Annotated in this window: 19 protein-coding genes; 8 read left to right on the plus strand and 11 right to left on the minus strand. The window is 39.2% G+C overall.

What is annotated here, in order from left to right; genetic code table 11:
- Positions 1 to 2 precede the first annotated feature (2 nt).
- From DCO56_RS06700 to DCO56_RS06725, 6 genes are all read left to right on the plus strand, one after another.
- Positions 3 to 611, plus strand: a complete 609-nt coding sequence (locus DCO56_RS06700) for a TetR/AcrR family transcriptional regulator (protein WP_108633003.1) — start codon at positions 3 to 5, stop codon at positions 609 to 611.
- 74 nt (positions 612 to 685) lie between these two features.
- Positions 686 to 3,439, plus strand: a complete 2,754-nt coding sequence (locus DCO56_RS06705; protein WP_108633004.1) for a TonB-dependent receptor — start codon at positions 686 to 688, stop codon at positions 3,437 to 3,439.
- A 27-nt stretch (positions 3,440 to 3,466) separates the two neighbouring features.
- Complete coding sequence (locus DCO56_RS06710; protein ID WP_108633005.1) at positions 3,467 to 4,741, plus strand: parallel beta-helix domain-containing protein; 1,275 nt, start codon at positions 3,467 to 3,469, stop codon at positions 4,739 to 4,741.
- Between the two features lie 2 nt (positions 4,742 to 4,743).
- Positions 4,744 to 5,820: an SO2930 family diheme c-type cytochrome gene (locus DCO56_RS06715; RefSeq protein ID WP_165308299.1), complete on the plus strand. Its 1,077-nt coding sequence runs from the start codon at positions 4,744 to 4,746 to the stop codon at positions 5,818 to 5,820.
- Between the two features lie 39 nt (positions 5,821 to 5,859).
- On the plus strand, positions 5,860 to 7,251 hold the full coding sequence (locus tag DCO56_RS06720; RefSeq protein ID WP_245935786.1) for an aldehyde dehydrogenase family protein: 1,392 nt from the start codon (positions 5,860 to 5,862) through the stop codon (positions 7,249 to 7,251).
- Positions 7,252 to 7,275: 24 nt separating this feature from the next.
- The gene (locus tag DCO56_RS06725) at positions 7,276 to 7,866 is read left to right on the plus strand and encodes an LOG family protein (RefSeq protein ID WP_108633008.1); all 591 of its coding nucleotides are present in this window, start codon (positions 7,276 to 7,278) and stop codon (positions 7,864 to 7,866) included.
- A gap of 706 nt (positions 7,867 to 8,572) precedes the next feature.
- On the opposite strand, the gene DCO56_RS06730 is transcribed toward DCO56_RS06725, so the two are convergent.
- The 9 genes from DCO56_RS06730 to DCO56_RS06770 all read right to left on the minus strand — a co-directional run bounded on the left by DCO56_RS06730 (position 8,573) and on the right by DCO56_RS06770 (position 18,807).
- The gene (locus DCO56_RS06730) at positions 8,573 to 9,367 is read right to left on the minus strand and encodes a (Fe-S)-binding protein (RefSeq protein ID WP_108633687.1); all 795 of its coding nucleotides are present in this window, start codon (positions 9,365 to 9,367) and stop codon (positions 8,573 to 8,575) included.
- Positions 9,368 to 9,374: 7 nt separating this feature from the next.
- Positions 9,375 to 10,673, minus strand: coding sequence for a 4Fe-4S dicluster domain-containing protein (locus tag DCO56_RS06735; RefSeq protein WP_108633009.1), 1,299 nt, complete (start codon positions 10,671 to 10,673; stop codon positions 9,375 to 9,377).
- Positions 10,674 to 10,867: 194 nt separating this feature from the next.
- Positions 10,868 to 11,539: a TetR/AcrR family transcriptional regulator gene (locus DCO56_RS06740; RefSeq protein ID WP_181390486.1), complete on the minus strand. Its 672-nt coding sequence runs from the start codon at positions 11,537 to 11,539 to the stop codon at positions 10,868 to 10,870.
- Between the two features lie 440 nt (positions 11,540 to 11,979).
- Positions 11,980 to 12,546, minus strand: a complete 567-nt coding sequence (locus DCO56_RS06745; protein WP_108633689.1) for an OmpH/Skp family outer membrane protein — start codon at positions 12,544 to 12,546, stop codon at positions 11,980 to 11,982.
- 103 nt (positions 12,547 to 12,649) lie between these two features.
- The gene (locus DCO56_RS06750; RefSeq protein ID WP_108633010.1) at positions 12,650 to 13,183 is read right to left on the minus strand and encodes an OmpH/Skp family outer membrane protein; all 534 of its coding nucleotides are present in this window, start codon (positions 13,181 to 13,183) and stop codon (positions 12,650 to 12,652) included.
- A 374-nt stretch (positions 13,184 to 13,557) separates the two neighbouring features.
- Positions 13,558 to 16,122, minus strand: coding sequence for an outer membrane protein assembly factor BamA (gene bamA, locus DCO56_RS06755; RefSeq protein ID WP_108633011.1), 2,565 nt, complete (start codon positions 16,120 to 16,122; stop codon positions 13,558 to 13,560).
- Positions 16,123 to 16,237: 115 nt separating this feature from the next.
- Entirely contained in the window at positions 16,238 to 16,975 is a 738-nt protein-coding gene (locus tag DCO56_RS06760; RefSeq protein ID WP_108633012.1) for an undecaprenyl pyrophosphate synthase, read from the minus strand.
- Between the two features lie 234 nt (positions 16,976 to 17,209).
- Entirely contained in the window at positions 17,210 to 18,094 is an 885-nt protein-coding gene (locus DCO56_RS06765) for an NAD kinase (RefSeq protein WP_108633013.1), read from the minus strand.
- 50 nt (positions 18,095 to 18,144) lie between these two features.
- Positions 18,145 to 18,807 carry a CBS domain-containing protein gene (locus DCO56_RS06770; protein ID WP_121123996.1) on the minus strand — a complete coding sequence of 221 codons (663 nt, stop codon included), beginning with the start codon at positions 18,805 to 18,807 and terminating at the stop codon, positions 18,145 to 18,147.
- 245 nt (positions 18,808 to 19,052) lie between these two features.
- On the opposite strand from DCO56_RS06770, the gene glsA reads away from it, so the two are divergent.
- Positions 19,053 to 19,886 carry a lyso-glycine lipid O-acyltransferase GlsA gene (glsA, locus tag DCO56_RS06775; protein WP_108633015.1) on the plus strand — a complete coding sequence of 278 codons (834 nt, stop codon included), beginning with the start codon at positions 19,053 to 19,055 and terminating at the stop codon, positions 19,884 to 19,886.
- Positions 19,887 to 19,891: 5 nt separating this feature from the next.
- Positions 19,892 to 20,851, plus strand: coding sequence for a glycine N(alpha)-acyltransferase GlsB (gene glsB / locus DCO56_RS06780; RefSeq protein ID WP_108633016.1), 960 nt, complete (start codon positions 19,892 to 19,894; stop codon positions 20,849 to 20,851).
- Between the two features lie 51 nt (positions 20,852 to 20,902).
- On the opposite strand, the gene DCO56_RS06785 is transcribed toward glsB, so the two are convergent.
- Complete coding sequence (locus DCO56_RS06785; RefSeq protein ID WP_108633017.1) at positions 20,903 to 21,637, minus strand: MIP/aquaporin family protein; 735 nt, start codon at positions 21,635 to 21,637, stop codon at positions 20,903 to 20,905.
- Positions 21,638 to 21,646: 9 nt separating this feature from the next.
- Positions 21,647 to 23,146: a glycerol kinase GlpK gene (gene glpK / locus DCO56_RS06790; RefSeq protein ID WP_108633018.1), complete on the minus strand. Its 1,500-nt coding sequence runs from the start codon at positions 23,144 to 23,146 to the stop codon at positions 21,647 to 21,649.
- Between the last annotated feature and the right edge of the window lie 18 nt (positions 23,147 to 23,164).

A 23,164-nucleotide genomic window follows, 5' to 3' on the forward strand; every position in this document is an offset into this window, starting at 1 on the left:
AGATGAACAAAAAGGAACAGGTTAAGGTGCGGATTGGTCAGGCCGCAATGGAGTGTTTTGAGCGATATGGCTTGGAAAAGACAACATTGGACGATATCGCAAAAGCGGTTGGATTGAACAAAACGTCTCTTTACTATTATTACAAGAACAAGGAAGATATTTTTATAGAGGTTGCTATCCGTGAAGGGGAATCCTTTATAGGTGCGTTGCAGCAGAGTACATTAAAGAAAAAAGGAGTGGAGCATCAGATTGCCTTTTATCTGGAATCAAGATTGAACTATTATACGAATGTACTGAATATGAATCGGGTATCGGTAGAGTCACTGGATAAGATTTTACCTCGTTTTTTTGAACTGTATGATGCGATGATGGTGCAAGAGAAAGACTTTCTGACAAAGCTTTTAGTGCAAGCCACCGTTCAAGAACAGCTAGATATGGAAGATCCGGATAATACGGCCTCGGTATTGATCAATTTTGCGAATGCGTTAAAGCATAGTACCGAGCAACAAGCAATCCTAAAGAAGCAAGTCGAAATCGACTATACGCAAAGTCTTCGGGATACTAAATTTTTGGTTTCCCTGATTTTTAAGGGAATCAGAAAGCGGGGATGATGACCTGTTTTAGGGAATCATGGATGGGTAAAGTGAAGCATTGAAGCGAATATTATACGCTAACCAATATAAACATGAAAAAAATTACCTTATTCATCCAGATTCTCTGTTTCTGCGCTCCACTGTCGTTGGTTGCGCAACAGACGATCAACGGGCGCGTGCGTAACAGCCTGACCGGAGAAGCAGCTTATGCAGTCTCCATACGTATAAAAGACGGTAAAGAAGGCACCTTTTCGGACGATCGAGGTCGTTTTCAATTGAAAACGACCAAAACTTTACCACTCATCCTATCTATTTCTGCAATCGGTTTTGAACCCAAAGAGGTTGTTGTTGAAAGTTTGGCTTCCACGTTGGAGATTCCGCTGAATGTTTCGCCGATCTTAGGACAGGAGGTGGTGGTTTCTGCAAGCCGAACGGTGCAGACCAAACTTTCTTCTCCGGTAACTATTGAGCAAATCAGTAATAAAGATATTCATAACGCAGCGCAGATAAATTACATGGATATGCTGCAGGGGCTGCGGGGAGTCGATGTTACCGTATCGAGTATTGGTTTTACGAGTGTCACTACACGTGGGTTCAATACGAGTGGAAATACAAATTTTACACAGATTGTTGATGGGATGGACAACCAAGCTCCGGGCTTAAACTTTCCGTTGGGTTCCGTGATTGGCCTGACCCAACTTGATGTCGACAATATTGAGTTATTGTCTGGCGCATCTTCCGCTTTATATGGCTCACGAGGACTCAATGGAACCATGATCGCTACAGGAAAGAATCCATTCAAATATCAGGGATTAAGTGTATTGGTAACTCAGGGGGTCAATCATTTAAATCCTAAAAAGAACAATGATCCAGTCCCCACTTCACCCTACTATGACTGGTCCGTTCGCTATGCCAAGCAGCTCAGTAATCGGATTGCTTTTAAGATCAACGGTCAATATACACAAGCAAAGGACTGGGTCGCCAATGATGAGACAAACAAAAACGGTTTGGGTACAGCGCTCACAGATCCCAATTATAATGGTGTGAATAGGTATGGTGGGGCAACTTCGGTAGATATCAATCCTTTCCTGGAAGCTGCTCTTGCAGGAAATCCGGATTTGAGGCCTATTGTTGAACCTTTACTTGCCCATCCAAATTATGTCTCGCGGACAGGCTACCCTGAGTATGGATATCTCGATAATCGGGCAAAACTTTTTAAGGTGAACGGCGAATTTCGTTACAAAATTTCACCTGATATCGAAGCGATTGCCTCAGCGACTTTCGGTACCGGAAATATTGTGTATACCAATGATACCCGCTATCAGTTGAAAGGATTTAAAGTAGGCCAATACCGTTTGGAGGTACGGAGTGACAAGTGGTTTGTCCGGGCGTATACGACTCAGGAAAATTCAGGCAAAACACTCGTGGCCGGACCGACTGCGCAATATATCAATGAGTCATGGAAAACCAGTTACGATGGCAATGTAGGGGGCTGGTACCCTGAATATACTGCTGGTCTCCTTCAGGCACTGGCCTCGGGGACAGCACTTACAGATGCCCATCTGCAAGGACGTAGTTTGGCGGATCAAGGACGGGCGGAACTAGGTACTGCGCTATTTAATAGACTCAAAGACAGCATTAGTAATACGCCAATTTCTGAAGGGGGAACGTTATTTCTGGACCGAAGTAAGCTATATAATACCGAAGCACAGTATAATTTCTCGGAACATATCAAATTTATGCAGGTCATAGCAGGCGTAAATTGGCGTTTATATAGCCTGAATTCTAAAAATACTTTATTTCCGGATAAGGATAAACCGATTCACGTCAATGAATATAGTGCCTACCTTCAACTCGCGAAAAAGATTATGGAGGAACGGATGCATATCGCTACTTCTTTTCGGTATGATAAGAATACCTTGTTTGCTCAACCGAAACTTACATCGCGTGCATCAATGGTATACGAAGTGCTAAGACAGAATTATTTACGTTTTTCTTATCAAAATGCGTATAGCTTTCCTTCAAATATTCAGGCGCTCCAAAATACATTGAACGGCTATAATAGTTTTTCATCCGGTGGATCCTCGCTATTATTGATCGATAATTATCAATTTGACCGTTATCCTCCTTACACATTGGAAAGTGTGCAAAAATTTCAGGCGACAAATGATCCGAAGGTACTTCAGCAATTTAAGTTTGACAATATAAAACCACAGTCCGTAAATGCTTTTGAACTGGGATATGCAGCCGTGTTTGGTAAGCGTGTCATGGTTGATGTACTCGGTTATTTTTCAACATGGAAGAATTTTATCGGTTATGCCAATGTCGCAAATACACCGGGCACTGACGATATCAATGCTTTTAAGGATCATGCAACCTATGTCCAATATAATGTGGCCTTTAATGGTGGAGAAACCGTAAATACATACGGCTATGCCGCAAGTGTGAGTATAGATCTAGGTCGGAATTTTATGACAAAGGCAAACTATTATTCGGATTATCTTAAGAACAAAAATAATAGCCAGATCAACAACTTTAATACACCGAATTATCATGTCAATTTTGAATTTGCAAATAGTGGATTCGGTAAAAAGCAGGTCTGGTCTTTTAGCACATCCCTTCGTTATAGACCCGGATATTATTATGTTGTTTCAGGCGGTCTTGCTGCGGGACAGGTGCCTAGTTCGACAGTAATTGATGCGCAAGTGAGCTATAAGTTTATTAAAGCCCGTTCTGGTATTCGCGTCGGTGGAACAAATATTACGAACAAATACTATTCTACAGGTATCGCAAACCCTCGCATCGGTGCGGTGTATTATGTCACCTATGCTTATAATATTTTTTAACCAAAATAAATCATAAAAAAATAAATCATGAAAGGATATGTAAAAAACGGGCTCATAATGGTGTTCATAAGTTTCGCCTTTTGGAGCTGCAAGAATCAACAAAGTAAAGATTATCATGTGCTGACTTTTGGTCCCGGGCAGGAGGAAGCAATTGAAGAGGCTTTTCTGTCGATTAAAGATAGTACAAATATACATTTGAAATCAGGTAAATATCGTTTTGATAACCTGAGTATAGCCCAGGTCAACCATATTAAAATTGAAGGCGAGGGGCACGAAAAAACCATCATCGACTTTTCGGGCCAGACACAGGGGGGAGAGGGCATCCGTATTACTGATGTCAAGGGGCTGACAATCGGAAAGATGACGATCCGGGATTCAAAAGGAGATCTATTGAAGATAAACAACAGCCAGGACATTATTATTGCAGACCTGCATAGTATATGGAGTTCGGCTGACTCTACCAGTGGCGGATATGGAATTTATCCGGTGCTCTGTAAGAATGTTCTTATCGAGAATTGCTATGCCGAAGGCGCTTCTGATGCAGGTATTTATGTTGGGCAAACCAAAGGAGTCGTGGTAAGAAAATGTAAGGCATCCAAAAATGTAGCTGGCTGTGAAATTGAAAATACGACTGATGCGGAGGTGTATGACAATGAGTTTTATGGAAATACCGCCGGTTTTTTAATTTTTGATTTGCCCGACCTGTCCCAACGGGGCGGACGAGTGAAGGCTTATCGTAATAAGATTTATGATAATAATTTTAGAAATTTTGCAAAAGGAGGTAGTTTTGGGACATTTTGGGGTGTCGGAAATGCCTCTCCCGGAAGTGGAATTATTATCCTTTCCACATCAAATATCGAATTGTATAACAATACGATTGAACACAATAATACTTCGGCTATTACCATAGCTTCTGGTTTTGCTGTGGATGAGAAGGCCGCTGAGCGCATCAATAACAACTACTCGCCAATACCCTCGCAGATTAAAATCCATGGAAATAAAATAAGCATGGGAGACAAGTTTCCTCAGCCTGCTTATGAACACCGCATTGGCCAATTAATTATTGCTACTGAGGCGCAGCTCAATGTCGTGGAACCCAATCGTTCAGTGAAAAGAATTCCTGCAATTCTATACGATGGTATTTCCAGTAATATTATGACAAATGGTACTGCCCCAAATCCGGATGCTATTTGCATTGATCAGCCCGGCGAAAATATGTTTGTGTCCGCAGATTTTAAACATGCGGGCCAGGGAGACAAATGGAAACCATCAAGCAATGTGAAACCATTTCAATGTAAATAGCCGTGAAAAATATAAAACTAACCCTAGTTGGGATTGTTATTTTGTGTGTGTTCCTATTGATTTTACAACAAAGCTGCCGGCAAGGGAAAAATAAATCGGAACAGGTCAGTAGTTCATTCGTGTTTAAAGAAAAGCTTTCTGATTATGGATTTTTCAAGGGAAGGTTGAGTGATCTATTGCCGAAAGAAGGTATTCTCCCTTATGAATTAAGTACACCTTTGTTTTCAGATTATACTGTTAAAGATCGTTTTATTGTTCTTCCTACTGGAAAATCAATTGCGTACACGTCACAAGGACCTTTAGATTTTCCGGATTCAACAATAATCGTTAAAAATTTCTCCTATATCAATGTTCAGGGGCAGAAGATTATTATTGAAACACGTTTATTGGTCAAAGACCCCGCAGATCATAACTGGAAAGTCATGAACTACCTTTGGAATGTGGAGCAATCAGATGCGATTAAGCATATTCGGGGGGCAAAATTGGCGATCACTTTGGTCGATAACAATGGGAATAGGAATAAGACAAATTACATGGTGCCAAATACCAATGACTGTAAGCGTTGTCATAATAATGCATCGAAATTAATGCCAATAGGTCCTAAAGCCCGTAATCTGAATTTTGTCCGTTCAGGCGATTCTGTCAATCAATTGGCTCACTGGAGTACCAGGGGATTGTTGAAAAATATGCCCGACTTAAAACATGTCGCGCAATTGCCGATATGGACGGATAAGACCAAATTTAGTCTCGAAGATCGTTCCCGGGCTTATTTAGATGTCAATTGCGCCCATTGTCATACAAAGGGCGGGGATGCGTTTAATACAGGATTATTCCTCAACTACGAAGAGGATACACCGGCACATCTGGGTGTGGATAAGGCTCCTGTATCAGCAGGAGGAGGAGCAGGTGGATTAAACTATGATATTATACCCGGGGATTCGGAGCATTCTATCTTGTTGTATCGAATGAATAGTATAGAACCCGGGACAGCAATGCCTGAATTGGCCCGAAGTATAATCCATAAGGAAGGTGTGGATTTGATTCGGCAATGGATAGATAATATGCCAAAGAAAAAGTAACATTATTTTCACCTTCCGATTTATATTAATTCGAATAGCATGATCGATCAAATAGATTCCATATTTCAGCAACAGCAACTCTTTAAAATTGAATTGCGACATAGCGATGTCCATGAACGGATAGAAAAGTTACGCAGATTACGCCGCGTAATTGAAAGCAACGAAGATTTAATTTATGAAGCGCTGGCAAAAGATTTACGCAAATCAAGAAATGAAGCTGCAATAAGCGAGGTATTATTTATTTATGGTGAAATCGAGTTTGCCATTCGTCATTTGCGAACATGGATGCGGCCAAAACACGTGGGGAGGTCAATGACGAACCTACTGGCAAAAAGTTCGATTGTATATCAGCCCAAAGGGGCTGTTCTGATTATATCTCCCTGGAATTATCCCTTTCAGCTTACCATGAGCCCTTTGGTATCAGCCGTTGCTGCAGGTAACTGTATTGTTTTGAAGCCGTCTGAACACAGTCCATATACTGCATCCCTAATTCGGACGATGATTTCCGAAGCATTTGATGTCAAAGAAATCGTTTGTATCGAAGGTGAAAAATCTACAGCGGAGACACTTCTGAAACTTCCTTTTGATCATATTTTCTTTACTGGTAGTTCAGTGGTGGGCAAACAGATTATGAGAGCTGCTTCTGACCATTTAAGTTCCGTAACCTTGGAACTCGGCGGGAAATCACCGGTTATACTGGATGAAACAGCTCATCTCGAAAAGGCGGCAAATAAAGTCGCCTGGGGGAAATTGATCAATGCTGGGCAGACTTGTATTGCTCCGGACTATGTTCTTCTTCCAACAGGATTGCGTGATGAATTTGTAAAACATTACTTAAATGCTGTGAAAAAAATGTTTTTTACAGGGAGCGGTGAAATAGACCCGACGCGTTACGCGAAGATTATCAATCAGAAGCATGCTGATCGCCTCAGTACTTTGATCGCCAGATCGGTTGAAGATGGGGCAACGTTGGTTGAAGGAGGCCAGCTGTCGGAGGATTTAACTTTAAATCCGACCTTGTTGACGGGTGTTTCTTTGGATAATGCGATCATGAGCGAAGAAATATTTGGTCCCATCCTTCCGATTATAACTTATGACAACTTGGAAGATGCAATTTCTATCGTAAATCAAGGCGAAAAACCATTGGCATTGTATATTTTTAGCGAAAGCAGGCATCATACCCAGCTTATCATCCAACAGATAGCTTCCGGAGGTGTCTGTGTCAATGATGTGCTGATCCATGTCTCTAATCCCCATTTACCATTCGGAGGAGTCAACGGTAGTGGCCAAGGAAGCTGCCATGGTTTTTTTGGCTTCAAGGCATTTTCACATGAGCGTGCTATAATGCGTCAATCTAAATATGATCTTTCGAAATGGATTTATCCGCCTTATAAAAATGGAATATTTAAATTGCTAAAAAAATGGATTTAGGCTGCTTATTTTTTATACTTGTATATGAATAAAATCAAAAGCATTGTTGTATTTTGCGCTTCCAGTTTGGGCAATTCCACCATATATGAAGATCAGGCGAAATACGTAGGTCATACTTTTGCGCAACGGAATGTTCAATTGGTATATGGCGGTGGACGCGCTGGATTAATGGGCGTGGTTGCAAACGCCGCTTTGGAAAAAGGTGGCTCGGTCATTGGCGTTATTCCCCATTTTTTAAACTCAAAAGAGCGGGAACATCGAGGTGTAACGAAGTTAATCATAGTAGACAGTATGCATGATCGTAAAAGAATCATGAATGAATACGCTGAAGGAGTAATTGCACTGCCCGGTGGATTTGGAACACTGGAGGAGCTTTTTGAAATGACGACCTGGGCGCAACTGGGGCTACATAGAAAACCTGTGGGATTGTTGAATATTAACGGGTTTTATGACCACCTAATCAAGTTTATGGACCACATGGTTCATGAAGGTCTTTTAAGGCCGGAGAACCGCGAGATGCTGTTGGTCGGCCAGACAATTGAAGAACTTTTAGATAAGATGGAAAACTATGCCCCGCCGGCAGTAACGAAATGGATCGAAAAAAATGAGATTTAAAAAAACGTTGTTGTTTTAACGGGGGTGCTTTCTAATATGGTCTTCATATGGCTCTTATTCTTTGTGGAGACCATTCTTGTTGCATTTTGATATTGTTTCGGAGTTTTGTAACAAAAATTCTTTATCTAATTATGCTATAATTCAAAAGCCTTGCTATACCTTTATTAATTACTGCTCCTTTCTGTCTTGATGCACGGAGGATTTCATGTGACAGTTATTGCTCTCTCCCAATATGATCCATGAAGTAAAACAAGTTTCCAATGCATTCATTTGTCTATAGATTATCATGTTATTGTTTTCTGGGATTTACATTTGTAACAGACAAATTTGATTTTGTTTTTACAGGTCTGATAGCCCGGACGTTCCCTTAAATGTTATGCTGAAATATTTCGCTACCTCCTCTGGGGAACGATTGTTTTTTTTTTGAAATTTACAATTTGATCAATTTTTTCTAGAAAATGGTCAATAGATAATTTGGCAATGCGCTCTATCTTTGAAATGGCTATCAACTTGGTTTGATTGATGGGGAATAAGAGAAATTTACCCATCGTTAGCTCGATCATAGGTACCCATATTTTAACCGGCGGGGTGCCTATGACAGCTAACTTTTAGCAAACGTTAAAGGGTAGTGTCCTTTTAACAAAAAAGGCTTGATCTTCGGATCGAGCCTTTCTTATTTTATATCGTGATTTCTAAACTGAAATAGTTAAAGTTTATTTGCCCGGGCTGTTATTTCTGCAATATCGAGTACCTCTATTTCGGACTCTTTCTCTTTTATTTTTACACCGTCTTTTAACATCGTCATGCAGAAAGGGCATGCCGCAGCAACAACCTGTGGCTGTATTCCTATTACCTCTTCAATGCGCTCAATGTTGATGTCTTTCTTGCCCGGTTCGGGTTCTTTAAACATTTGGCCCCCGCCGGCGCCGCAGCATAGACCGTTGCTCTTGCAGCGTTTTAATTCAACAAGTTGTGCATCTAGACTTTCAAGAACTTTTCGAGGTGCTTCATAGACTTCATTTGCGCGCCCTAGGTAGCAGGGATCATGATAGGTTATTTTTTTTCCCTTAAAAATATTATTGTCAGCCGGTTTCAACTTGCCCTCGTCGATGAGACTCTGGATCAATTGCGTATGATGAATGACTTCATAATGACCACCCAAAGCAGGATATTCATTTTTAAGCGTGTTAAAACAGTGGGGACAAGCGGTTACGATTTTTTTGATTTCGTAGCCATTCAAAACCTCTATATTCATCATGGCTTGCATCTGAAATAAAAACTCATTTCCACTTCTCTTAGCAGGATCACCGGTACAGCTTTCCTCTGTTCCAAGAATAGCATAGTTAATACCAACGTGTTGGAGAATTCGACAGATATCACGTGTTATTTTTTGCGCGCGTTCATCAAAGCTACCGGCACAACCCACCCAAAATAATATATCGGGAGTTTCTCCCTTAGCTAACAGTTCAGCGACTGTTGGAACTTTCAATTCATTTTCCATCATTAAACTATTGTTGTTGAGTCCAATTTGCGCGGTCCATTTGTGCATACTTCCATGGAGCACCATTATTCTCAATGTTTCCAAACATATTATTAATACTTGCGGGCGCCTGAGATTCCTCCATAATCGCAAACCGACGAAGTTCTATGATAATGTCCAATGGGTTAATATTGACAGGACATTGCTCTACACAGGCATTGCAGCTCGTACAAGCCCATAATTCTTCCCGACTGATATAGGTATCGATAAGAGACTTGCCATCCTCCACGAAGCTGCCGTTTACCTTAATGTTATCACCTACTTCGGTTAGCCTATCCCTTGTGTCCATCATTATTTTTCGTGGTGACAGAAGTTTTCCTGTGATATTGGCAGGACAGGAGGATGTGCAACGGCCACATTCGGTGCAAGTATAGGCATCCAAAAGGCTTTTCCAGGTTAAATCCTGGACATCTTTGGCTCCAAAACGAGCTATCCCATCCGAAGATGGTGGCGTAAAGCTTGGATCAAGCATTGCTTTTACTTCATTTGTCACAGCAGCCATATTGGATAATTTCCCTTTGGCATCCAAATTTGAAAAATAGGTGTTCGGAAAAGCGAGTATGATATGCAAGTGTTTTGAATAGGGGAGGTAGTTTAAAAAAGCCAATACACCTAATATATGAAACCACCAACAAGATCTTTCGATGGTATATAAAGTCGCAGTTGAGGTAGGCAAATAGGGCAAGAGATAGTGACTCACCGGAAACGAACCAACAGACTTAAAATGCTCGAATCCATAAAGCTGTAATTTGAGATCGGTCGCATTCATCAGCAGAAAAGCCGACATCAGCAGAATTTCTGTGACCAAGATGATATTAGCGTCGGTTTTGGGCCAATTATTAAGCTCTTTACTGCTCAGGCGATTTACCCGAATGACATTTCTTCGAATCAGGAAGACTAAGCAGGACACCAGTACCCCAAGTGCCAGCCATTCAAATGAACCGATCAAGAAATTATAAAAGCTTCCCATAAACGAAAATACCCGATGGGTTCCGAATAAACCATCAATAATGATCTCTAGCATTTCAATATTGATGATAACAAAGCCTAAATAGACAAATAAGTGCAGAATGGCAGGAATAATGCGCTTAAACATCTTCTTTTGCCCAAAGGCAACCAAAAGCATTGTTTTCCAACGCTCCGAAGGCCTATCAGAACGATCTAACTCCCGACCTAATTTGATATTACTATAGATCCGCCGTGCATTTTTACTAAAAAAAAATAACGCGCCCAGAAAACAAACTGCAAATATTAGTTGACCTATCATATGCTCGAATATTGGTTACATAACAAATATACCATATTATTTTGTTATGCTAACATAGTAAAAATAAATCAAAAAATTAGATTGTTCATATCATTTTCTGAAAATATTTAAGGAAGAGATAGCGGGAATGGGAAAAGAGACTTCCAAGAAATTATCGGCATTTCTTGGAAGCTGAGGTTATTTTATTTATCAAGTTATTCTACGTCGGAAAATGTCTGCTTAAGAATTCTTCCAATCGTTTTTTCGATACGTGTTTTTCCTTCTTCTGTATTGATATCTATGCCACAGAACGTGCTGCCCGTCGATTTGGCCTGTAAGCTGAGGTAGTAAATTCCACTAACCAATAAAGCTAATGTCGCTCTTATATCGTTTTCAGAATTTTCAAATTTTGGATCAAAGTATTTAAATAATTCTTCGCCAAGAGCTTCACGGCGATCAGCTATATTTTTTAGTGCTTTTGTTTTTTCACCCAGCCCCCAATGGATGATTTTTTGTTTGGTTTTATCTTTTAAAAATGTATTCAACTGGGATTTAAGTAATTCATTTACCAGGTCAACATCAATATCCTCTGGATTTGATATCATCTGTTCCAAAATTCCTTTATCTCCGATTTGCCAAAAGTCCTTTTGTGTCAGATAAGCTTCAACCAATTGGTCAAGACCGCCAAAATAGTTCCAGATAAGCGCTTTATTTAAACCACATTCAAGTGCGATATTCGGACCGTTCAAGGCATGATAACCTTTCTTTTGGATGACTTTTCCTACCGCAGCAATCATCCGTGCTTTGGTCCGTTCTTTGTCCCGGATGGGACCAGATGTTACTTTTCTTTCTTTCTTTGGATGATCCTCAGTTACTTTCTTTTTCATTAGAATAATTTGTTTATTCATTACCAATTTGTTTTCAAAGGCATTCATGCTGCCTTCGTCGGTTTAATAGCACTGAAGCTATCATAGACTGAGTTATATAAGCCTTTGAGCTGATTTAAGCCCATGATAATTTCATGCGATTAAAACCATTTTTAGCAATGAAGCTTTCATAAGCTGTCCTCTTTGTTCGTTAATAAACAAATTTGAGCTCATGATGTTTTCATTAGGGTAGATATGTATTTTTTTACAATATCTAAATTTTAGCTGGTAAATGCAAGAAAATCGTATGACAGATTTTTTTTCCTATTGATGAGTCGACTTTAGTAGCTATTTCTGTAACATTATTAACTGCTAATTTCAGGGAGTGGGTAATAAAAAGAGGCAATAAAAAAGGGATTATTCATCTGAATAATCCCTTTTTTATGCTGTAAAATATGTTATTATTTTTTCGCTGGTGCTGCAGGTGCTGCTGTAGCAGAAATACCTAATTTTGTTTTAACGGCAGCAGTCAAATCTTCGCCACCTTGGAAATAAGGAATATTGGTGCTTGAGATATCAAATACATAAGCCATACCTTTTTCTTTGGATACTGCGCTTACCGCCTCAGCCACTTTTCTTTGAATAGGAGTAATTAACTCATCTTCTTTTTTACCCAACTCCTCTTGCGCAGCTTGTTGTGCTGTTTGAATACGCGATTGAATATCTTGTAACTCTTGTCCTAATTTATTGATTTCAGGATCAACGGTCTCTTTATTCGCTTCACTTCTGTTACGTAATTTATCATTGGCCTCTTTTTGTTTGGTTTGATAAATGGTAACCATATCTTGAATTTCTTTTGTTTTACCATCGCTCAATGTTTTCAATTGGCCTTCAGCTGTTTTATAATCTGAAGTGGATTGAATGATTTCAGCGAAATTGATATGACCAAGTTTTTGCTGAGCATTTGCGAATTGAGTTGAGAAAAATACTGCCACTATAGCAACCGCACCTTTTAATAAATTTTTCATGCTTTTCATTTTAATCTAATAAGCCATCTCTATGGCAATCTTTTAGTTTTCTAATTAATTACTATTTGTATTACTTGTGTCCACAATGATAATAAACTCCAGCTTAGTTTGCAAGACTAGGATTAGGTTTATAACCTAATTTTGTAATGACTTCATTACTTTTGTTCAATTTTTGGTTCGCATATAGGAATGTGGACTCTTTTCCTTTATCCATAATGAAATCAATATTCTGTGCCGAAGCCACTTCTTGTATTGCTTTTGCAACACGGTCCTGAATAGGCTTTACCAGTTGTATACGTCTTTTAAAAAGTTCACCCTCGAATCCGAATTTTTGTTTTTGATAATCTTTTACTTCTTTTTCTCTGGTAACGATTTCGTCCTCACGACGGCGACGCATATCTTCGTTTAATAAAACTTGATCTTTTTGATAAGCCTGATATAATTTTTCTATTTCAGCATATTTTTGATCCACCTCTTCCTGCCATTGCTTAGAAAGATCATCCAATTGTTTTTGTGCGGCGGTATATTCGGGGACATGTTTTAGGATATATTCTGAATCTACATACGCAAGCTGTTGAGCAAATGTCGCTGTAGCACTCACGACTACAAAAGCTATAACTAACAATATTTTTTTCATATTTCCTGTAAGTTTTATAGACTATAATTTATTATTTAACATTAATTTACTTTATGACAATGTACAAGCTCAAAAGTTTAATCTGACAAATTGCCTTAAATAAATTTACGGCTCAAAAATAACAAAAAAGATGCAATCTAACAGATATTTCTCGGGTTTAACACTATTTAACTTGTTGGCCGATTCTCACGATGCCTTTCTAGAAAGGGCGGTATGTCTAACCTTTGTTGCTGAAAATAAGCTTGCTTCAATATAGGAAGATTTAAATATATCTCGCATCAAATTTGAAAATTAATTTGATACAAAAAAAGCTATCGTAGTTTGTACGATAGCTTCTTTATTAAGATTGATCTAAAGGGTGTAATTATCCCCAATTAGAATCCACCCATATTTTGCATAATGCTAAATGTAAAGTTTTGTTTCCAGGTACTGCTCGGTAATCCTGGGATAGGATCGAATGCGTGACCGTAGTCAATTCCCAGCATACCAAAGATAGGTAGGAAGATACGGGCACCTACACCTGCTGAACGACGTACTTTAAATGGATTGTATTCAGTGAATTTGTTCCAGGTGTTACCCGCTTCGGCAAATGCCAGTACGTATACCGTCGCCTGATCATTTAACATCACAGGATGGCGCAATTCCATTTGATATTTCGTATAGATCGGGCTACCTGAGTTTCTTGCTACATTTACATTTTGAGTACCTTCTGGAATAATCACACCATTTGCATAACCACGCATAGCGATAATTTCTGAACCCTGAAGGTAATCAAATCCCTGCATACCATCACCACCAAGCTTGAATCGTTCGAAAGTGGAAATTTCTGTTTTGTTGGAATACTTACCTAAGAAACCAAACTGTGCCTGAGCTTTGAATACTAACTTTCCTACAATTTTTGCATACCATTGTGAATCGAATTTCCATTTGTGGTATTCAGTCCAGCGGTAACGATCTTGAGGAGTACCGTTTTTATAGTCAATATTATTGAACAATGAATAAGGAGGCGTTAATTGCACTGAGAATTTGATGTTCGAACCCGAAGTAGGGTAGATCGGTGCATCTATCGAGTTCCGGCTAAATTCTTGTGTCAAGTTAATATTGTATGCCGTACCATTGTCAAACAAGAAATAATTACCATAATTTTGAAGTTTGTAACGTTGGAACGACAATGAAGTATTGGCTTGGAACCAGTTATCTGGCCATTGTAAACGCTTACCTAAGGTTGCCGTAATACCTGTCATCCAAATCCGGTTCAACTCCGAATCTTTTACAATTTGCTCACCAGTATAATAATTGAATCCACCATAGGATGAACTAGAGGTATAAGCACTTAAACCAAAATAGATAGGTTTTTTTCCACCTAACCAAGGTTCTGAGAAAGAGAAGCTGTATGATTGGTAACGTTTACCAGAAGTCTGACCACGTACACTTAATTTTTGACCGTCACCACGAGGAAGGGGTTTCCATGAACTTTTATCAAAGAAATTACTTGTAGAGAAGTTATTAAAGGTTAATCCCAGTGTACCGATGATCTGTCCAGCTCCATAACCTCCCGAAAGCTCTACTTGATCAGAGGGTTTCTCTGTCACATTGTAAACAATATCTACCGTTCCTTCTGCATAGTTCAAATTGGTTGGAACCGGATTTGTTTTTTGCTCATCAAAATTTCCTAATTGGGCAATTTCACGCACACTTCGCATAATTTGCTCTTTTGAGAATTTTTGCCCCGGTTTCGTATAGATAGAACGTAAAACCACACGGTCATTCGTGACATCGTTACCTTTTACAATAACGTTGTTAATGGTATATTGAGCACCTTCATAGACGCGTAAATTCAAATCAATGGTGTCATTATAAACACGTGTCTGTTCAGGATCTACGGAGAAAGTCAAATATCCATCGTTCATATAGATTGATGAAATATCATCGGAATTTCGACCACCGCCCAACAATTTGGTATTCAGTTTTTCTTCGGAGAATACATCTCCGCGTTTAATCCCTAAAATCTTATTCAATAAGGTATCGGAATATTTTGCATTTCCTGTCCATACAATATTACCAACGTAATATTTAGGTCCTTCGTAAATATCAAAATTTACCAATACATTTTTTTCTCCATCCCGAATGACCGTATCCTTTAAGATTTCGGCATCACGATAGCCTTTGGCCGCCAGTTTTTTGATCAGGTTCTCTTTACCTTCCTTATACTTCTCTTCTTTGAATTTACCCGGGCCAAAAATGCGGTACCACATTTTCTGTTTGATTGGTTTGGCCATTTTCCGCAGTTCTTTCTGAGAAAAATGCTCGTTGCCCGTAAAGGTCATTTTTTTAACCCTTACCTTGTGTTTTTTATCCACATCCGCAATCAGGATTTCATTGTTGGCCTGTGCCGAATCCTTAACTGTTCTTAGTTTAATCTCCGGATATAAGTATGCTTTTTCCTTTAAAAAGCGTTGGATTGTTGCCCGTGTGGTGTTCATCAAATTTTCATTGACGATTTTACCCGTATTGCTATTTAAACGTTTACGGACTTCTTCCGTTTGGCTTTTGCTCAGTCCATTAATGTCAATACGGGTCAAACGAGGGCGTTCTACTACGCGGATGGTCAAAAAGATGTTTTCGCCTTCAATTTTGTCTGCCCATAATTCGACATCGTCGAAGAGGCCTTGAGCCATCATATCTTTTACTACTTTTGCAGTCGCTTCACTTGGCACTTCCAAATATTGACCTACCGACAATTTAGATATGGTAATTAATACGTTTTTATCCAAAAATTGTGTTCCGGTTACATCAACAGCACTAATTACATAGTTTTTAGGGTTGAGATAACTGATTTTTTCGGGGTCATTTAAGTTGAACGCACCTTTTTCCTGTCCGTAGACAAGTTGCATTGATGAGAGACCAAAAAATAGTATTACGGGTAGTATACGCTTCATTTATCTTGAATTATTGGCGCTAAAGTACACCAATCAGTTGTTAATTTTTGTTAATTAAGAAAATTTAACCAGCTTGTTTTTTATTCAAATCAGTTGACAAATTTAATAAAATCATTTATAACTGTTCACTTGTTTTTCCAAACCTTCTTTCTCGTTGCTGATATTCTACAATTGATTTATATAAATCTTCTTTTGTAAACTCTGGCCACATCTTGTCTAGGAAGCATAGTTCAGAATAAGCAATTTGCCACAGAAGGAAATTACTAATCCGAAGTTCTCCGCTGGTTCGGATCAATAAATCTGGATCCGGAAGATCTCGGGTATAGAGATTAGCGGAAAAGATATCGTCATTGATATCTTCAATGGCTATTTCACCTGCATTTACTTTTTTAACCAAATTTCGGGTGGCTTCCACAATTTCCTGACGTGAACTATAGCTCAGCGCAAGCGTTAATGTACAATGTGTATTGTCTTTGGTGGCGTCAATTGTTTCCTGAAGTTTTTTTTGTGCATTTGTTGGGAGCTTGCTGATATCTCCGATGGCATTTAATCTAACACCATTTTCCTGAAATGTCTTGATTTCTTTTTTTAAAGAGGAGACCAAAAGTTCCATCAGTGCGATCACTTCTAATTTTGGCCGATTCCAGTTTTCCGCCGAAAATGCGTAGAGCGTTAAAAATTTGATGTTGGCCTGAACACATCCTTCTAAGGCTTCTCTTACTGCTTTCACGCCATTTTGGTGTCCGAATACACGGAGTTTGCCTTTTTGTTTTGCCCAACGGCCATTACCATCCATGATAATGGCAATGTGCTGGGGTAATTTAATTTTATCAATTTGATCTAAAAAGCTCATTGTTGCTATTTTCAATAAATTAACACTTTAGCTTAGTCACAGCTTATTTGCGTGTTAAAAACCAGATACTGGTTGTCTGTGTATTATCTTTAAACGAATTTTGACCTCGCAGAATGAATTCGTTTGATCACTAGTGTTGAATCCTCATTATAGATACCTTATGTACCTTATTATGCTTATTTGTTCCAAATATCGATTTTTAATTGGAAATTCAGAAGTACAATATGATAAAGATTAATAGTTTCTGACATCGATACCCCAGAGCAGCTTTTCTCTTAATGTGCTAAAAAAGCTTTCGTGCGGAAGACGAATCAGATTAATCGTAAATGGGGCTTGTTTGATTGTCAGTTTGACAGAGGTGTCAATAGACTCGTTTTTTGAGTCACAGCTGAGTATGTATTGATTGCTTCGGCTCTCAATTTCAAGTTCAAGCGTGAATTGATTTGAAATAACGATTGGTCTGACATTAAGGTTGTGTGGTGAAATCGGTGTAATGACAAAATTTCCACTTTCGGGCATAATGATCGGGCCTCCACAGCTCAGTGAATAGGCTGTAGAACCAGTAGGGGTGGCGATAATCAAGCCATCCGCCCAATAGGAATTGAGCAGTTCACCGTTAATTCGTGCATTGACTGTGATCATGGCAGAGCTGTCATAACGAAATACCGTAATATCATTAAGCGCATAATGATTGCCCTGGAACAAATTGATCTGTTCAGACTCTACGGAAAGAAGAACGCGTTTTTGGATATCGTAACGATTGTTTAATATATCATCTATTGCATGTTCGAAATCATTTTTATTAATGGAGGCCAAAAAGCCCAAACGTCCAAAATTAATTCCTGCAATGGGAATCCCAGAGTCTCTAATGAGTGATACGGCGGACAACATCGTTCCATCGCCACCTAAACTGAGCATAAGATCTGCACTGTTTTTAATTTCCTCGTATGTATGGTAAGTAGGGAAATTAAAATCACATTCAAACTGCGTTGTCAAGAACTTATAAAAGGGTGCGTAAACCCAAATATCAACGTTTTTACTAACGAGGTATTTAAATAAGTGCTTCACATGTGCTATAACGGAGGGTTGAAACTCTCGTCCATATATCGCAATTCTCATATTTTTTGAATTTATGGGGCAAAGATGAGAAAAAAACTAATCTTAACTAATTAAATGTTGATGTAATTCATAAGCTGCTGATACCGTTCGGCTGTGTCATCAAATGCGGCAACAGTATTGTGTGTCTCCATAATTATATAATTATGTCTTAAGAATGAATTAAGCAATGCATTGATATTGGATTTATCTACTTTTAGCGTAACTTCAATCGAGTCGCTTTCGAGATTTATTTTTGTAGCGCAATTGAGGATTCTACAGTTGTCACTTTCTACCAGGTGCGCAATTTGAGATAATGAAAAGTCATGTAATCCAATTGATAGGACAATAATAGCTCCGGATTCATTTTGAGACTGGATCAATGAAATTGCTTTTAAAATATCTAATTGTGTAGAAACACCAACATATTTGTTATCCTGGTCCAAAATAGGCACCAATGAACTATTATATACAGTCATCATGACCAGGCCATCATAGGGATGTTGGTTAAATTTAAGCTGTATCGGCGCCGTATTAATTTTAATAGCGGAAATAGGAGCTTCTTCATTGTCGGCATCCAATAAAATTGACTCGTTGACGAATCCAATATATTCATCTCCATTTAAAACAACCAATTCTTTACAAAGCATGTCCTGTAGTTTTTCTAATGCCTGCTGTATTGAATCAGCCTTTTGAATGCTGAAATCTGCGTTTGAAAGAAATTGTCCTATTAACATACCCAAACTTAATAAAAAAAAATGATGTGAAAGGGAAATTTTTACAGATCCGATTCCTTCAGGAAACATTGGCTTTTTTGAGTTTAACGGATAAAATAAAAGTAAGTAATCACATTATTGCAAATAAGTACAATTTTAATGTTTAAAATTGTACTTTTATTAGCATTCTGTTAGTATTTTTGTCAGCAATTTGATATATGCTTAAATAGGGCAAGTAGGTATTTTTAGTCAGAAAAATAAGATTGATGATTACGAGTGAGAATAAAAAATTTATTGATATACGCGAAGTTATTCACAAAAAAAATGCTGGACTAGCAAAATGGATTCCATCTTTCCTGCTGAACTATCTGAAGAAAACGATCCATGAGGATGAAATCAATGATATCATGACACGCTTTGCCGATTTGCAAGGGCTGGACTTTGTCGACGCGTTAATCAATGATCTGGGGGTAAAGGTGAACTTATACGGCGCAGAAAATATTCCGGTGTCTGATTCGGTAATTTTTGCATCTAACCATCCTCTGGGTGGATTGGATGGTATTGCATTTATGCATGCGATCGGAAAGCATCGCCGGGACGTGAAATTTTTGGTCAATGATATCTTGTTGAATATAGGTAATCTGAGGCCTTTATTTGTGGGGGTGAATAAATTAGGGAGTCAGGGTAAACAAGCCATTTCGGCAATTGAGGAAGCTTACGGTGCGGATGATGCCCTGCTTGTATTTCCCGCGGGGCTAGTTTCTAGAAAGCAGAAAGATGGGCGTATTGAAGACCTGGAATGGAAAAAAAGTTTTATTAGTAAAGCGAAAAAATATAAAAAAGATGTCATTCCGGTACTGATTGACGGCAAAAACTCTAAGTTTTTTTATAATTTTGCAAGGCTTAGACAAAAAATAGGTCTTAAGGTAAACATTGAAATGTTATATTTACCCGATGAAATGTTTGCCCAGCGCGGGCATACCGTTAACATTATAGTAGGAAAGAGAATCCCTTATACAGCGTTTGATCAATCAAAAAACGAAAAGACTTGGGCTGAAGAAGTGAAAAGAAGGGTTTATGGATTAGCTCAAGAAAAATAGAATTTATGCAAGAAATTATACCTCCAGTTGATAGAGAATTATTGAAAGCCGAATTGAATAAGGAGGTTTTTTTACGCTATACCAACAATGGAAATAACGAGATATACTTAATCAACTATCATAACTCACCAAATGTGATGCGTGAGATCGGTCGGTTACGAGAGTTGACGTTCCGTGGCGCAGGAGGAGGTACAGGGCTTTCCATCGATATTGATGAAAACGATACATGCGAAGACTGCTATGATCAATTGATCGCTTGGAATCCTGAAGATGAAGAAGTTGTTGCGGGATATCGCGTGATTAAATGTGCCGAAGCAGGAGAGTCAAACGGTATTCCCAATTTATCTACAGCTCATTATTTTCAGTTTTCTGACCAGTTTACAAAAGATTATTTACCGTATACAATTGAACTGGGCCGATCGTTCGTGCAGCCTAGGTACCAGCCGGCAATTGATAATAGAAAGGGGATTTTTTCGCTAGACAATTTATGGGATGGTTTGGGCGCTTTGGTTATGCTGAACCCTGAAATTAAGTACCTTTTTGGAAAAGTAACGATGTATCCGCATTATAATAAGGATGCTAGAGATATGCTGCTTTACTTTATGGATTACTATTTTCCAGATCACGATAAATTGGTTGTTCCACTTCCTGACCTTGAAATTAAAAATGACTATGATCGTTTTGTGGGTGTTTTTGACGGATTGGATTATAAGGAAGGGTATAAAATATTAAATAGTCATGTCAGGGCATTAGGTGAAAACATTCCACCCTTAATCAATACTTACATGAACTTGTCACCAACGATGAAGTCTTTTGGCACTGCCCGAAATGATGAGTTCGGTACAGTAGAAGAGAAAGGGATATTGATTGTTATTGAAGATGTTTATCCAGTAAAAAAGGAACGACACATGAATACTTTTGAGCGGGACCGTGAATATGGTTGCCGAAAACCAAAACGGGTATAAAATAACAAAGGGATTCAATTTATTGAATCCCTTTGTTATTTTATACTTTATTTATTTTATTAAAATATAGACAACAAACGCTAGCACCGCTCCGGTGATAGGTCCTATAATGGGAATCCATGCATACGACCAATCCGAATCTCCTTTCCCTTTAATTGGCCAGATTGCGTGAAATAGACGGGGACCCAAATCCCTTGCAGGGTTAATTGCGTAACCTGTTGTTCCGCCTAATGATAATCCAATAGCCCAAACCAAAAAAGCAACAGGTATGGCACCTAAAGAGCCCATTCCAATAGGTTCAGTCTTTCCATTGATGGTCACATCTTGTCCGGTGATAAAAAAGATGACAAAAATTAAGACGAAAGTCCCGATGATTTCACTCGCTAGATTCGTCGCGGTATTTCGGATGTTTGGGATCGTAGCGAAAACACCTAGTTTTGTGGTAGGGTCGGCTGTGGCATCAAAATGATCTTTGTGTATAATGTAAGTTAGCAATGCTCCACAAAAACCGCCCGCAATTTGGGCAAGAATATAGCCCGGTACTTCTGTCCAGGGTAGCGCTTTATGAAGTGCCATGGCGATTGTCACTGCCGGGTTTAAGTGAGCGCCTGTGTAAGGGCCTGCGAATACGACTCCGATGTATACGGCTAAAGCCCATCCGGTAGTGATGACGATCCAGCCGCTGTTTTCTCCTTTTGTTCCTTTTAAGATCACATTCGCAACAACACCGTTACCAAGAAGTAGAAGGAGTGTGGTGCCGATAAATTCTGCTAAATAATGGTTCATAAGTATTGGTTAGTTTTCGGTCCAGAATTGTAATGCTTTAACACCTTTGGTCCATTGCTTAATAATTTGCTGGGTTTGTTCTTCTTGTTCTTTTTCCGGTTCAAAAAGACGGTCTTGCGCCCAGAATTTTGAAAGTTCTTGTTCGTCCTTCCAAAAGCCAACTGCCAATCCTGCCAGGTAAGCTGCTCCCAGAGCTGTTGTTTCAGTGATTTTAGGTCTAATGACATTGCTGTTCAGTACGTTGGCCTGAATCTGCATCAGAAGATTATTTGCCGTTGCTCCGCCATCTACACGAAGTTCCTTGATCGGTATTCCGCTGTCAGCTTCCATGGCCTTTAAAACATCACTGGTTTGGAGTGAAATAGCTTCCAGTGAAGCTCGGGCAATATGCCCGTTTGTCGTTGCTCGTGTTAGTCCGAATATCGTGCCTTGTGCCCTAGCGTTCCAGTAGGGCGCGCCCAGCCCCGCGAAAGTGGGAATAAAGGTTACTCCACCGTTATCTTTTTCGGAGAGTGCCAACTGTTCAATATCCGCGGATTTGTAAATAATATTAAGATTATCCCGTAGCCATTGAACCAGCGCGCCGCCTATAAATATACTTCCTTCTAAAGCATATTCAGTTTTTCCGTTAATCTTCCAGGCTACGGTTGTCAGTAGGTTGTTTTTGGACATAATTGGCTTATTGCCAATATTCATTAACATGAAACATCCTGTGCCATAAGTATTTTTTACCATGCCTTTTTCAATGCATTGTTGACCAAAAAGCGCTGCTTGTTGATCCCCGGCAATTCCGGCAATTTTGACTTTATGTGCGAAGATTGTTGTTCTGGACTCACCATATATTTCGCTACTTTCCTTCACCTGAGGTAGCATGGAGGCGGGGATATCAAATAATTCAAGAAGCTCGGCATCCCAGTCCATGGTATGGATATTGAACAGAAGTGTACGTGAAGCATTGGTCACATCGGTAATGTGAACATCTCCGCGTGTAAGATTCCATACCAGCCAGGTGTCAATAGTGCCGCAGATCAGCTCACCATTTTGGGCTTTTTCTCTTGCGCCATCGACATGGTCAAGAATCCATTTTATTTTCGTCGCCGAAAAATAAGGATCCAGGATAAGTCCCGTTTTTTTCTGGATCATTTCATGTTTGCCCGATTGACGGAGTTCATCACAATAATCCGCAGTACGTTTATCTTGCCATACAATGGCATTGTAGATCGGTTTGCCGCTTTCCTTTTCCCATACAACAATAGTTTCCCGTTGATTGGTTATTCCGATGGCGGCGATGTTTTTGCCATTCAGTCCGGCCTTTGTTGTTGCTTCGGCGGTGACACCGGCTTGTGTGGACCAGATTTCATGTGGGTCATGTTCTACCCATCCCGGTTTTGGGAAGATTTGTGTAAATTCTTTTTGTGCAATTGAAACGATATTTCTTTCTTTATCAAAAATGATGGCTCTGGAGCTTGTTGTACCCTGATCCATGGCCAAGATGTATTGTTGTTCCATAATTGATTACTGCTGGTT

The organism is Sphingobacterium athyrii, from assembly GCF_003071065.1.
In the GTDB taxonomy this organism is placed as follows: Bacteria; Bacteroidota; Bacteroidia; order Sphingobacteriales; family Sphingobacteriaceae; genus Sphingobacterium; species Sphingobacterium athyrii.